Here is a 13,122-nt window from a genome sequence, read left to right as displayed (position 1 = left end):
TTTGGCCAGAATAAAAACAGGAGGATATCATGCAGAAATACGGAGTAAATGAATTGCGAAGGATGTTTCTTGATTTTTTTGAGAGCAAGGAGCATTTAAAAATGAAAAGCTTTTCGCTGGTGCCGCATAACGATAAGAGTCTGTTGCTGATTAATTCGGGGATGGCGCCGCTGAAGCCTTATTTTACTGGACAGGAGATTCCCCCGAAGAGGCGGGTTGCCACCTGCCAGAAGTGCATCCGCACAGGGGATATTGAGAACGTGGGGAAGACAGCGCGGCACGGTACGTTTTTTGAGATGCTTGGAAACTTCTCCTTTGGAGATTATTTTAAGAGGGAAGCCATCCACTGGACATGGGAATTTTTGACAGAGGTTGTAGGTCTTGACCCTGACAGGCTGTATCCGTCTGTGTATCTGGAGGATGACGAGGCGTGGGAGATCTGGAATAAGGAGATTGGGATTGCGCCGGAGAGAATCTTCCGGTTTGGAAAAGAGGACAACTTCTGGGAGCATGGCGCCGGTCCCTGCGGACCGTGCTCCGAGGTGTACTATGACCGCGGGGAGGCATATGGCTGCGGCAAGGCAGACTGTAGGGTAGGCTGCGACTGTGACCGCTATATGGAGATCTGGAACAATGTATTTACCCAGTTTGACAATGACGGGAACAATCATTATACAGAGCTTGAGCAGAAGAACATTGACACCGGAATGGGTCTTGAACGTCTGGCCTGCATTGTGCAGGATGTAGACTCCATGTTTGACATTGATACCATTAAGGCCCTGAGAACCCATGTCTGTGAACTTGCGGGTGTGGAGTACGGCAAGGATGCTGATACAGATGTATCTATTCGTGTCATTACAGACCATATCCGTTCCGTGACCTTCATGATTTCCGACGGAATCATGCCCTCTAATGAGGGAAGAGGCTATGTGCTGCGCCGCCTTTTGCGCCGTGCCTGCCGCCATGGAAGAATCCTGAATATTCAGGGTGAATTCCTTGTGAAGCTGGCTCAAACAGTGATTGAAGGCTCCAGGGACGGATATCCGGAGTTGGAGGAGAAGAAAGAAATTATTTTCAAAATGGTGGCAAAGGAGGAGGAACAGTTTAGCAAGACCATTGACCAGGGCTTGTCTATCCTGGCTGATATGGTAAAGGAGATGGCTTCTAAGGGAGTTAAGACTCTTAAGGGCCAAAGCGCCTTTAAGCTCTATGATACCTATGGCTTCCCCCTTGACCTGACCCGTGAGATACTGGAAGAAAAAGGAATGTCTGTGGACGAGGAAGGCTTTCAGAAGGCCATGGACCTTCAGAGAGAAACTGCGCGGGGCGCAAGGGCGGTTACGAATTATATGGGTGCGGACGTGACGGTCTATGAGTCTATTGATCCAGCCATTACTACAGAGTTTGTGGGGTATGACAAACTGACCTGTGATTCCAAAGTAACCGTTCTTACGACAGATACAGAAATTGCCGATGCACTCTTGGAGGGCGAGAGAGGAACGATTTTTGTAGAGCAGACGCCCTTCTATGCCACCAGCGGCGGCCAGGAGGCCGATAGAGGGATGATTACGACTGGGGACGGAGAATTTAAGGTTGAGGACGTTGTGAAGCTTTTAGGCGGCAAATTCGGACATATCGGCCATGTGACAAGAGGCATGATTAAGGCAGGGGACACGGTGACGCTTAAGGTGGACCCAAAGAACCGCTCTCTTTCTGCCAATAACCACAGCGCCACCCATCTTCTCCATAAGGCTCTGCGTATGGTTCTGGGAAATCATGTGGAGCAGGCAGGCTCCTCGGTAAATGCGGACAGGCTTCGTTTTGACTTTACCCATTTCTCTGCATTGACTCCAGAGGAATTAGGTCGTGTGGAGGAGATTGTTAATGAGCAGATTCGTAAGTCCCTGACTGTGAAGGCAGAGAATATGCCGATTGAAGAAGCGAGAAAGACAGGAGCGGCGGCTTTGTTTGGTGAGAAGTACGGGGATATCGTGCGGGTTGTCAGCATGGGCGATTTCTCCATTGAGTTCTGCGGCGGCACACACGTAGGAAATACAGGCGCGATACTTGCGTTCAAGATTCTCTTTGAGACGGGCGTTGCCGCCGGTGTGCGAAGGATTGAGGCGCTTACAGCCAAGGGGTTGATGGATTATTATCATGAGCTGGAAAACAAGCTTCTGGAGGCGGCAAAGCTCATAAAGGCGAGGCCGGATAACCTGGCGGAGAAGGTTTCCCATCTGCTTAGCGAAAATAAGGCTCTGCACAGTGAGCTTGAGAGCTTAAAGAGTAAACTTGCCAAGGATGCGGCAAAGGACATTCTAAGCCAGGTGACGGACGTAAAAGGTGTGAAACTCCTTGCCGCAAAGGTGGAGGGCGTTGACATGAACGGGCTTCGGGACCTTGGCGACCAGTTAAAGGAAAAAATGGGCGAGGGCGTAATCCTGCTGGCTTCGGCCGCAGAGGGCAAGGTAAGCCTTATGGCTATGGCCACAAAGGAGGCTATGGACCGCGGGGCACACGCAGGCAATCTGATAAAGGCGGCGGCAGCTTTAGTGGGCGGCGGCGGCGGCGGACGCCCCAACATGGCCCAGGCAGGCGGAAAGAACCCTGAGGGAATCAGCGACGCCCTGGCAAAAGCTGCAGAATTACTTGAAAGTCAGTTAAAATAATAACAAAAAATAAAGATTATGCAGATATTCGAGAAAAAAATATTGACGTTATGGAAATATGTGTTATAATCTTATGTAGTGCAAGAAAAATACCCGAACAGTCGTATAATGCACAATATGGACTGGAGGGGAGGTTAGGTGTGAGAGTATGTCAAATGTAATCGTTAAAGAAAACGAGACGTTAGATAGCGCTTTACGCAGATTCAAAAGAAACTGTGCGAAGGCTGGTATTCAGCAGGAGATTCGTAAGAGAGAACATTACGAGAAGCCAAGCGTAAGACGTAAGAAGAAGTCAGAAGCTGCTAGAAAACGCAAATATAATTAATATGTGCAATGAATAGAGTGTCTATGGACACTCTATTTTTTAGATTCAGATATTTTTTATGGAGAAAATTATGAGAATAAAAGAAAAATGCATCCCTTGTATTGTAAATCAGACAATCAAGGTAGCGGATATGGTGGGATTAAAAGATAAGGATGATTTGTTAAGAAAGGTATTCGCCTATTTAAGCACCGTTGATTTTAAAGGGGCTTCCACCCCTGAATTGATTGGCAGGATTTTTGGGCTGTTAAAAAGGGAAACAGGCTGTGACGACCCTTATAAAGAAACCAGAGAACATTATAACGAGCTGTTCTTAGAACAGCTTCCAAGCTTGGAGCAGGAGATCCATGAATCAAAGAATCCTTTTCTTGAGAGCATCAAATATGCGATAATCGGGAATATCATTGATTTCAACCCCATTCACGCCTTGCTGCCTTCAGATATAGAAGCTTGTTTTAAGAGACTGAAAGAGGAAGCGTTGGAAGTAGACGACTCCCTGCTTTTAAGCCAGGAGATTCGCACAGCACAGACGCTTTTCTATCTGGGAGATAATTGCGGGGAAATCTGTCTTGATAAGCTTCTGATTAAAAAGATTCATGAGCTCAATCCTTGCTGTCAGGTGTTTTTTGCAACGCGGGGAGAGGCCGTTGTGAATGATTCTGTGGAGGAGGATGCCTACAGAGTGGGAATAGATGCTTACGCGGCAGTCTTAAGTAACGGAGATTCCTCATTAGGGACTGTACTTCATCGGACTTCAAAGGAATTTCAGGAAATATATCACAAAGCGGATATTGTGATTGCAAAGGGACAGGCAAATTATGAATGTTTGAGTGATGAGAGAAAGAATATATATTTTCTTCTTATGACCAAATGTAGGGTGATTGCGGATGATATTGGAGTGCCTGAGATGAAAATGCTCTGTATGAAGAATGTAAAAGGAGGAATAAGGAATGCTGACGATTAAAACCGAAAGATTAACCTTAAAACCACTGGGAATGAAATATCTGGAAACAGTGCACGAGTATGCGTCTGATTTAGAAAATACCAAATATATGCTTTTTTTGCCCAATGAATCCATAGAAGAAACCAAGGAATTCCTTCAAATGGCAGATAAGGAATGGGCATTGGATGCACCATCCTTTTATGAGTTTGCCATTATCTATGAGAATCAGCAGGTTGGGGCAGTAAGCTTATATCTGAACGAAGCTTCCTATGGCGAAATGGGATGGATTATTAATAAAAAGTATTGGAGACAGGGGATTGCTTACGAGGCTGCGGCAGCATTGATGGACTATTCCATCAGAGAGCTTCATATTAAGGATTTTATTGCCCACTGTGATGCCGAGAATGTTGCGTCATACAAAATTATGGAAAAGCTTGGAATGTCTCGGACAGGTACATCTGGAGGAAGAAAAAATAAGTCTTCAGAAGTAGAAGGATATGAATATCAATATGAATTACATATTTAAGTAGTATTAAAAAGAGATACTAACCAGAGCTTTGTCCTCCAGATATACTAAATATATGAAAGATAATGTCAATAAAAAGGAGATGACACAATGTCTAAGCATAAAGAATCCAATCGTATGTTGGATTTGCTTCATAGTATGGGAGGATATATTGACGAGAACGGAATGCTTCAACTGAAACATGGATTCTGTGTGGGAGAGAAGGTTCCACCTTATGGAAAAATTTTCCGAGATTTTGCCGCTGATATGGAAAAAATATACGGTGAAACTGGATTAAGCATATTGGGCGACCCAGAGGGCCGAATGCTCCATCAGTTCCGGATGTACATTGACCGGCATAATATTGCATATATCCGAAGAAACTTTAAGAAAGAGGGGATGACAGACGAGGAAGCCCTTAAGGAATATGTGCGCGCTCCCTTAGAGTGGGGCGGGCAAAATGGCGCTAAGATGCTTCGGGAACCAGCAAGGCTGCACAATAAATATCCTTCTGGCTTAAGCTACCGAAAATACCAGAAGGGACATGAGAACAAGAAACGGCTTACACCGGATTTTCATTCAGAATTTATCATTGATAGGGACGGCTCTTTTGTAAGCCAGTGGAATGTGCTTGAGGAGGATGACCATGGAAGGGTGATCAGCGATATTAACTATTACCGGCAGAAATATTTAAAGCAGGGAAAAGAAGCATGGGAGGAGGCCCAGCGGCAGATTATGGATACAGAGTCATTTAATTACGCATCAAAGAATGACAAGGTACATGAGAGGCTGGATATTCAGCCGCCCAAGCTGTTTGACACAGAATTAAGGAAACAGATTGCAAAAGAGTGGAAAAGCCCCTGCAAACATGCAAAGGCTCTGGGAGATATCAAAAACAGGTATTGCTATGGTTCAGATAAAGGGGATGGATATTCGGTCAGCAATTCTTGATAGAGACGGCAGACCGGAAGCCCTACCACATTGTTATAATCCCCATTAATACATTTTACATGGACGGCAAATGGACCCTGTATTCCATAGGCACCCGCCTTGTCCAGCGGGTCGCCTGTCTCTACATAGGTATGAAGGTCTTCTTTGCTTACAGGGCAGAAGGTGACATCCGTTGCTTCATAGAACGTCCTTGTATGCACCCGTCCTTTTTTGGAAATGACTAACGATACGCCAGTATAAACCTGGTGGGTTCTGTCTGCAAGCATGGAGAGCATATCGTATGCCTCTGCTTTGTCCTTAGGCTTCCCCAGAAGCTCATCTCTGTAAACGACAATGGTATCTGCTCCGATTACGACGCAATCCTTTGTGCCGTATCGGCAAAATATATCATTAGCCTTCTGGGATGCAAGCTCCATCACAATTTCGGCGGGCGCTTTTTTGGTAATTTTTTCCTCAATGGAGGAGGGGATTACCTCAAATACAAATCCTGCCTGTGTCAACAGTTCTTTTCTTCTCGGTGAAGCTGATGCAAGTATATATTTCATGATAATTCTCCTTTTTACGTATCCTCCTCCAACATCCGAAGCCCTGCCGTACTTGTGACTGGAAGGGAGAAGATGATTCCGCCTGCAGGGCTTTGGGTCCCCGCCTGCTCCATGATTGCTTTCATAATCCCGTTTTTCTGCTGCTTGCGCACCACGATAAAGATCATCTCTTTTTCCTCCGCAAGAGAAATCCCAAGGAAACGTTTGGCGTGCTTCGCACCAGTTCCCTTGGCGTGGATTACTGTGCCGCCTGGCGCGTTTGCGCTTCTTGCCGCGTCCATGATGGTCTCAATATATCCTGAATTTGCGATGGTAATTAATAATTCATAATCTGTGTTCTGCAATGTGCTTTCCTCCTCGATTGAAAGTTCCTGACCCACTGTAAGGTACTTTAGCCGTGTCTTTCCGCCGATACTGCTTAAGGGAATCAGAAATGCGATTCCCCTGCCAGGGACGTCAATCTTAACCTGGGCGTACAAGTCCTTTTTCAGTAATTTCCAGGTATCCCAGGTGACGAAGGCAAAGTAGAGGGTCTTCTGGGTGGCCTCCATTCCAAGGTAATCGAGGATGGCGCTGTTGGCAGTTCCTTCCCCAAGTACGGTTAGAGTCACATGGATATTGTGAAGTTTAAAAAACTGAATGAATTTCTCGCGTATTCCTCTGTTTGCAATAATGCCAAGCATAAAGACCGAATTCATAAAGATTCCTCCTGCCGGGAGCTAATTGCCGTCTGTAAGCAATTTTCCCTGATTTCTATAACTCTATAATATCATCATCTGCCAGGATATCAAGATAGGATGCTGTTTCTGGTACAGTAATTTCACCTTTACCGGCGCGGAATTTGTAGACAACTCCCTGAATTTGGATTGCAATTAAGGGCGTCATGGCAACCATGGCAACAATCCCAAAGGCATCCCGTACAATATCTCCTCCTACCGCCTGACACGCGCCCATGGCAAAGGGAAGGAGAAAGGTTGCGGTCATAGGGCCGGAGGCCACTCCGCCGGAGTCGAATGCAATGGCAGTAAAAATCTTAGGCACAAAGAAGGACAGGATGATTGCAATCACATATCCCGGAAGAATGAACCAGAAGATGGAGATTCCTGTGAGCACCCGCGTCATGGCAAGGCCGATGGAAACGGCAACGCCCAGAGAAAGGCTCACTCCCATGGAATTGCCGGAGATCGCTCCGGAGGTAATCTCCTCTACCTGCTCCATCAGTACGTAGACCGCAGGCTCCGCCTTTACAATGAAATAGCCGATGATCATGCCGATGGGAATTAAAATCCATCGGTAGGAAAGGGCTGCAATCGTCTGTCCAAGATGGTTTCCGGCAGGCATAAATCCCACGTTTACTCCGGTTAAAAAAAGCACCAGCCCAATGTAAGTATAGGCCACGCCAATGATAATTTTAAGAATCGTTTTTTTCTTTAGTTTCAGCGATACAGCCTGGAAGGCTGCGAAAAATATGGCTATGGGAAGGAGAGATATAAAGATTTCCTTCATGTATTCTGGAATCCCTCTGGCAAAATACTGCCATAGCTCTACGGAATCATGGAGTTTTGGAAGGGGCTTAGGCGTGTAAACGGCGTCGCCTGGATGATACAAAAGTCCAAGCAGCAGCACAGCCAGAATGGGTCCGATAGAGCAGAGGGCCACCAGCCCGAAGCTGTCGTCCTCTGCGTGTTTGTCGCTTCGGACGGCGGCGAAGCCCACACCCATGGACATGATAAAGGGAACGGTCATAGGGCCGGTGGTGACGCCTCCAGAATCAAAAGCTACGGCAAGGAAATCTTTTGGTACAAAAAATGCCAGTACAAATACCATGATATAGCACAGGATTAACAAGGGGGGCAGGGCCCTGGAAAAGAGCATACGCATCATGGCGACCACCAGAAAGAAGCCGACGCCAAAAGCGACCGCCAGGATTAAGACTATATTGGGAATGGAGGGAACCTGCTCTGCCAATACTTGAAGGTCTGGCTCCGAGATGGTAATAACAAAGCCCAGAAAAAAGCAAAGAAAGAATACAATCCAGATTCTTCCAGAATTGGCCATCTTTGTTCCCACCTTTTCCCCCATGGGCGTCATAGCAAGCTCTGCCCCAAGAGTAAAGAGCATCATACCAATGACAAGGAGTACGGCTCCGAACAGAAACAAAAGGAGTATGCTTGGCAAAACCGGCGCGATGGTAAAACTAAGAAGTAATACAAGCCCGATAATGGGAAGTACTGCCTTTAACGCTTCTTCTAATTTTTCAGCGAATTTTGTCTGGTAGAATTCCATGAAATGAATGATCCTTTCTATAAAGATATCTGTTTGTAGATATATTCACTTTAACATGACTGTCAAAAGAACTGCAACTGATTCATTTCTTTTTAACAGGTTCTTAACGTTATTTATTTACAGTTTACAAATGATTCGCTATAATGTTAGGGAATAATAAGGTCAGGCAGCGCTCTGACTTAAGATGGAGGAAAAAGTATGTATATCAGTGAGATCAGAACAACGGCGCCCACAAATGAGAGGATGCCTTTGGAGAGAAAAATGTATGAGACATTGGATAAATTAAAGATACCCTACGAGCAGGTGGATAATGATCCGGCGGCATCCATGGAGGAATGTGCTGCCATTGACGTTGCTATTGGGACGGAGATTCGCAAGAATGTATTTCTGTGCAACCAGAAGAAGACCACCTTCTTTCTTCTGGTGATGCCAGCCAACAAGGCTTTTGATACGGCAGCGTTCAGTAAGAAGCTGGGAGTTTCCCATATGTCTTTTGCTCCTCCAGAGAAGATGATGGAGCATCTGGGAACCACGCCTGGCTCTGCAAGTGTGGCGGGACTTCTGACGGATGAGGACGACTATGTACAGGTAATTGTGGATAAGGAGGTTGCAGAGGCAGAGTGGTTCGGATGTAATCCTGGGATTAATACCAGCCATCTGAAGTTTAAAACCAAAGACCTGCTGAATAAGTTTCTTCCGGCGATTCATCACAGGGCAAGAATTGTGGCGCTGTAGGAAGAAATGGGGTATTGTAGTGAGAAAAATGTCTAAGGGACAGTTAGAAGATATTTTGGCGGGGCAGAAAAGCAATATGAGCCTATCTCTTCGAGAAGCTTCCTTTGAGGATATGGACCTTTCCGGATTTTCTCTGTCAGGGATTGATTTTACCCTTGGCTCATTTCAGAATGTAAGGCTTGACGGCGTGGATTTTAGCGGGTCAATCATAGAAAATGTGCTTCTTGACGGCTGCTCTATGAAGGGGGCCAGCTTCCAGAATGCGAACATGAAGACAGCTTCATTAAGGTATTGTGATATGAGGAATTGCGACATTCGGGGAGCTAGCCTCTTTGGCGCGGTTCTTGAGTATGCCAGGCTTGATGGAATTATTTCCGATGAAAAGACTCAATGGTTTCGGATGCACTGTCCCGAAAAAGGAGCGCTTCTTGGCTATAAAAAATGTGTGAACGACCGGCTTGTACAGCTTTTGATTCCTGCCGATGCAAAGAGGACATCGGCCACACTTCCTTCCTGCCGGTGCAGCAAGGCAAAGGTTTTGACCATCAAAAGCTTTGATTCCACGAAGGAGTTTGACGAAGCATGGTCATTGGTGGATGAAAATTTTGTTTATCATAAAGGCCAATGGGTGGAGGTTTTGGATTTTAATGAAGATCGGTGGATGGATTCAACGACAGGGATTCATTTCTGGATGTCAAGAGAGGAAGCCATTGCCTATTAGCGGTGAAGGGGAATGAACGTAATAAATGTAAAGGAGAGCAGATGAAGACAGCAGAAGATTTAAGACAATTATTAGATAGGATTGACCACAGGGGTTATCCGGCATATAAAGACACGAAGGGAGTTTATCAGTTCCAGAGATATGTATTGTCTATCGACCATGTACAGGGGGATCCTTTTGCGGCGCCCTCCAAATTAAGCCTGCGGGTTCCCGGACGGGCGGCAGGCTTCCTTAAGGAATTGTTTGACAGGAAGCATAAACGGATTGCCCTGCAGGATATGCTGATTCGGAATTTCTATGGACAGATTCAGCAGTATTCCTTCCAGGCAAAAGGCTCAGGCAAGAGTGGGATTATCAATGTAACCAGGTGCTCACAGGAGATTCTGGAGAGGACAGCCTGTGAGATTAACCCGTCAAGCGGTGATGTGACGGTACGGTTTGAGGTGGGATTTCCGGCAAACGGGCGGACCATTAATTCACGTGAGCTTAAGAAGATTCTCTATGATTTCCTTCCGTCTTGTGTGGAGAAGGCTTTGTATTATGGAAGACTTGACAAGGAACGGGTTAAGAAGGTCGTGGAGCTGGCCCAGGACCAGGAGGCCATCAAAAGCCAGTTAGAAGCCATGGGACTGGTTGCCTTTGTGGCAAACGGCTCCATCCTTCCAAGAGAATCTGGCGTGTCACAGCGTCCCATGAAGGGGGCTGTTCCATTTGTGTCGCCTAAGTCCATGGAGGTGACTATGGAGCTTCCTTACAGGGGTAAGATTAGCGGGATGGGGATTAAAAAGGGGGTGACCCTGATTGTGGGCGGCGGCTACCACGGCAAATCCACCTTGCTTAAGGCATTGGAGATGGGCGTGTATCCCCATATTGCCGGAGACGGAAGAGAGTACGTGGTGACAGATCCCACCGCCATGAAGATTCGGGCGGAGGATGGAAGGAGTATTAAGCATACGGATATTTCCATGTTTATCAATGATCTTCCAAACGGAAAGGATACGGCTGCATTCGATACGGAGGATGCCAGCGGCAGCACCTCCCAGGCAGCAAATGTGGTGGAGAGTGTAGAAGCTGGCGCAAAGGTATTTTTAATAGATGAGGATACCAGCGCCACGAACTTTATGGTGCGGGATGAGCTGATGCAGCGGGTAATCCATCGGGATATGGAGCCCATCACGCCTTTTATCGAGAGGGTTAGGGCTCTCTATGAGGAGTTCAAGATTTCCACCGTAATCGTGGCGGGAAGCTCAGGCGCATATTTTCAGGTGGCGGATTCCATTGTGCAGATGGACCGTTATGTGCCAAAGGAGATTACAAAGGAGGCAAAGGCGGCGGCAGAGGATTATCCAAAGCTTGAGCTTCCAAAGGAGGGACCGAAAAAGCCTTCCCTTGACCGAAAGATTCGCAGTTATCCGGCGCTTAAGAGCAAGGGGCGCATTAAGATTAAGACCATGGGGCGCGACGGCGTGACGCTGAACCATGAGACGATTGATTTAAGGTATGTAGAGCAGTTGGTGGACAGCGAGCAGCTTGTCACTCTTGGAAATGTGGTGAAGCATCTGGAGGAAAATGTATTCGACGGAAAAAAGACCCTTAGCCAGACCATCGAAGAACTTTATAAAAGGCTGGATTCTCAGGGACTTGGCGCAGTATGTGACGGCAGCTACCTATCGGGGAACCTGGCGATGCCCAGGAAGCAGGAGATTTACGCCTGCCTGAACCGATACCGCAAGTTAGGGACTGCCAGGAGGTAGACAGATGAGAGTAATCGCAGGTAGTGCAAGAAGGCTACAACTAAAGACATTGGAGGGGATAGAGACGCGCCCCACCACAGACCGCATTAAGGAGACATTGTTTAACATGCTGTCGCCCTATGTGTATGACTGTGTCTTTCTGGACTTGTTTGCAGGAAGCGGCGGTATCGGGATTGAGGCATTGAGCAGGGGCGCTATGGAGGCTGTGTTCGTGGAGAAGAATCCCAGGGCAATGCAGTGTGTAAAGGACAATCTTTCCCACACCCACCTGGAGAGAAAGGGAATGACCATGACTATGGATGTCATGACAGCCCTCTATAAGCTGGAGGGAGAGAAGAAATTCGACTATATTTTCATGGATCCTCCTTACGGGCAGGAGTTAGAACGGCGTGTACTGACCTATCTTTCAGGCTCAGAGCTTCTAGCGCCAGAGGGTGTGATTATTGTAGAAACGGCAAAGGATACGGATTTTGCTTATGCAGAAGAACTGGGATTTACCATCATCAAGAACAAGGTGTACAAGACCAACAAGCATGTGTTTCTTGAGCCGACAGGGAGGAAAGGGATATGTTAAGGGCCATCTATCCGGGGAGTTTTGACCCTGTCACCTATGGGCATATGGATATGATCCTAAGGTCGTCAAAGCTTGTGGACGAATTAATTATTGGGGTATTGAACAATAAAGCAAAAAGTCCGTTGTTTTCCGTAGAAGAACGTGTTAGAATGTTAGAGGAAGTAACGAGTGACATACCGAACGTCAGAATCCTTCCGTTTGGGGGATTGCTGGTAGATTTTGCCCGCAGGGTGGATGCATGTATGATTATCCGCGGACTGAGGGCGATTACGGATTTTGAATACGAACTACAGATGGCACAGACCAACCACAAGATGGCGCCGGATTTGGAGACAGCGTTTTTAACCACCAGACTTGAATATTCTTACCTGAGTTCAACAACAGTGAAGGAAGTGGCAGCTTTTGGGGGAGATATTTCTCAGTTTGTTCCAGCGCCAGTTGCGGACAGGATTACAGAGAAGATGAAGAAAAAGGAGAGTGTAGATTAATGAGCAGCCGTATTGAACAGATTATCGACGAAATCGAGGAGTATATTGACAGTTGTAAGTTTCAACCCTTATCTACTTCCAAGATTATCGTGAATAAAGACCAGATGGACGAGCTTCTTCGAGAGCTTCGGATGAAGACGCCGGATGAGATTAAGCGTTACCAGAAAATCATTGCCAATAAGGATGCCATTTTGGCAGACGCCCAGTCGAAGGCGGACAGTATGATTGAGGAGGCGCAGATTCATACCAGCGAGCTGGTTAGTGAGCATGAGATTATGCAGCAGGCTTATGCCCAGGCCAATGAGATTGTGACTGCGGCCACAGAGCAGGCCCAGGAGATTCTCGACAATGCAACCCGCGACGCCAATGATATCCGAATCGGCGCCATGCAGTATACGGATGATCTATTGGCCAATGCGGAGAGCATTATTGGGCACACCCTTGACAGCTACACCACGAAATATGACGGGCTTGTGAACTCCCTTCAGGAATGTTTTGATATGGTACACAACAATAGAGCAGAGCTTGAGATTCCGGATCAGTCCGCAGCCACGCTGGAGGCGGAGTATGGCAATTCAGAGCCTGAGCCGGAATTCACTGTGAATGAGGAGGATTTAATGTAATACCTG

General features: G+C 46.8%; 14 protein-coding genes. 11 read left to right on the top strand and 3 right to left on the bottom strand.

Annotated elements, in window-relative coordinates; translation table 11 throughout:
* The first annotated feature begins 29 nt into the window (after positions 1 to 29).
* The 5 genes from alaS to GN277_RS12305 all read left to right on the top strand — a co-directional run bounded on the left by alaS (position 30) and on the right by GN277_RS12305 (position 5,390).
* Entirely contained in the window at positions 30 to 2,669 is a 2,640-nt protein-coding gene (gene alaS, locus GN277_RS12325; RefSeq protein WP_159751317.1) for an alanine--tRNA ligase, read from the top strand.
* Between the two features lie 148 nt (positions 2,670 to 2,817).
* Positions 2,818 to 2,994 carry a 30S ribosomal protein S21 gene (gene rpsU / locus GN277_RS12320; RefSeq protein WP_004054229.1) on the top strand — a complete coding sequence of 59 codons (177 nt, stop codon included), beginning with the start codon at positions 2,818 to 2,820 and terminating at the stop codon, positions 2,992 to 2,994.
* 70 nt (positions 2,995 to 3,064) lie between these two features.
* Positions 3,065 to 3,955: a damage-control phosphatase ARMT1 family protein gene (locus tag GN277_RS12315; RefSeq protein ID WP_159751316.1), complete on the top strand. Its 891-nt coding sequence runs from the start codon at positions 3,065 to 3,067 to the stop codon at positions 3,953 to 3,955.
* Positions 3,942 to 4,460, top strand: a complete 519-nt coding sequence (locus GN277_RS12310; RefSeq protein WP_159751315.1) for a GNAT family N-acetyltransferase — start codon at positions 3,942 to 3,944, stop codon at positions 4,458 to 4,460. The genes GN277_RS12315 and GN277_RS12310 overlap by 14 nt, the downstream gene beginning before the upstream one ends.
* Before the next feature lie 90 nt (positions 4,461 to 4,550).
* A complete protein-coding gene (locus GN277_RS12305) occupies positions 4,551 to 5,390 on the top strand; it encodes a DUF3114 domain-containing protein (RefSeq protein ID WP_159751314.1) in 840 nt (279 codons plus the stop codon).
* Here the strand turns inward: GN277_RS12305 and GN277_RS12300 are convergent.
* From GN277_RS12300 to GN277_RS12290, 3 genes are read right to left on the bottom strand one after another with little or no spacing between them, the layout of a single operon-like run.
* Positions 5,345 to 5,938 carry a Maf family protein gene (locus GN277_RS12300; RefSeq protein ID WP_204162826.1) on the bottom strand — a complete coding sequence of 198 codons (594 nt, stop codon included), beginning with the start codon at positions 5,936 to 5,938 and terminating at the stop codon, positions 5,345 to 5,347. The genes GN277_RS12305 and GN277_RS12300 overlap by 46 nt on opposite strands.
* An 11-nt stretch (positions 5,939 to 5,949) precedes the next feature.
* Positions 5,950 to 6,633 carry a P-II family nitrogen regulator gene (locus tag GN277_RS12295; RefSeq protein WP_159751312.1) on the bottom strand — a complete coding sequence of 228 codons (684 nt, stop codon included), beginning with the start codon at positions 6,631 to 6,633 and terminating at the stop codon, positions 5,950 to 5,952.
* Between the two features lie 55 nt (positions 6,634 to 6,688).
* A complete protein-coding gene (locus GN277_RS12290; RefSeq protein ID WP_159751311.1) occupies positions 6,689 to 8,221 on the bottom strand; it encodes a DUF1538 domain-containing protein in 1,533 nt (510 codons plus the stop codon).
* A gap of 198 nt (positions 8,222 to 8,419) precedes the next feature.
* Here GN277_RS12290 and GN277_RS12285 point away from each other — a divergent pair, with 198 nt between their 5' ends.
* Genes GN277_RS12285 through GN277_RS12260 form a run of 6 tightly spaced genes read left to right on the top strand, consistent with a single transcriptional unit; the run spans position 8,420 to position 13,116 of the window.
* Positions 8,420 to 8,956, top strand: coding sequence for a prolyl-tRNA synthetase associated domain-containing protein (locus GN277_RS12285; RefSeq protein ID WP_159751310.1), 537 nt, complete (start codon positions 8,420 to 8,422; stop codon positions 8,954 to 8,956).
* A 28-nt stretch (positions 8,957 to 8,984) separates the two neighbouring features.
* Positions 8,985 to 9,677: a pentapeptide repeat-containing protein gene (locus GN277_RS12280; RefSeq protein WP_244324693.1), complete on the top strand. Its 693-nt coding sequence runs from the start codon at positions 8,985 to 8,987 to the stop codon at positions 9,675 to 9,677.
* Between the two features lie 41 nt (positions 9,678 to 9,718).
* The gene (locus tag GN277_RS12275) at positions 9,719 to 11,431 is read left to right on the top strand and encodes an ABC-ATPase domain-containing protein (protein WP_159751308.1); all 1,713 of its coding nucleotides are present in this window, start codon (positions 9,719 to 9,721) and stop codon (positions 11,429 to 11,431) included.
* Positions 11,432 to 11,435: 4 nt separating this feature from the next.
* The gene (gene rsmD, locus GN277_RS12270; protein ID WP_159751307.1) at positions 11,436 to 12,005 is read left to right on the top strand and encodes a 16S rRNA (guanine(966)-N(2))-methyltransferase RsmD; all 570 of its coding nucleotides are present in this window, start codon (positions 11,436 to 11,438) and stop codon (positions 12,003 to 12,005) included.
* The gene (gene coaD / locus GN277_RS12265) at positions 11,999 to 12,493 is read left to right on the top strand and encodes a pantetheine-phosphate adenylyltransferase (protein WP_159751306.1); all 495 of its coding nucleotides are present in this window, start codon (positions 11,999 to 12,001) and stop codon (positions 12,491 to 12,493) included. The genes rsmD and coaD overlap by 7 nt, the downstream gene beginning before the upstream one ends.
* Positions 12,493 to 13,116 carry a FliH/SctL family protein gene (locus tag GN277_RS12260; protein ID WP_159751305.1) on the top strand — a complete coding sequence of 208 codons (624 nt, stop codon included), beginning with the start codon at positions 12,493 to 12,495 and terminating at the stop codon, positions 13,114 to 13,116. The genes coaD and GN277_RS12260 overlap by 1 nt, the downstream gene beginning before the upstream one ends.
* The last annotated feature ends 6 nt before the right edge of the window (positions 13,117 to 13,122 follow it).

Origin of the sequence: Sporofaciens musculi (assembly GCF_009830285.1) — a bacterium.
GTDB classification, from domain to species: domain Bacteria; phylum Bacillota; class Clostridia; order Lachnospirales; family Lachnospiraceae; genus Sporofaciens; species Sporofaciens musculi.
The sequence above is the reverse complement of the archived record's forward strand: the minus strand, read 5'-3'. Positions and strand labels throughout refer to the sequence as shown.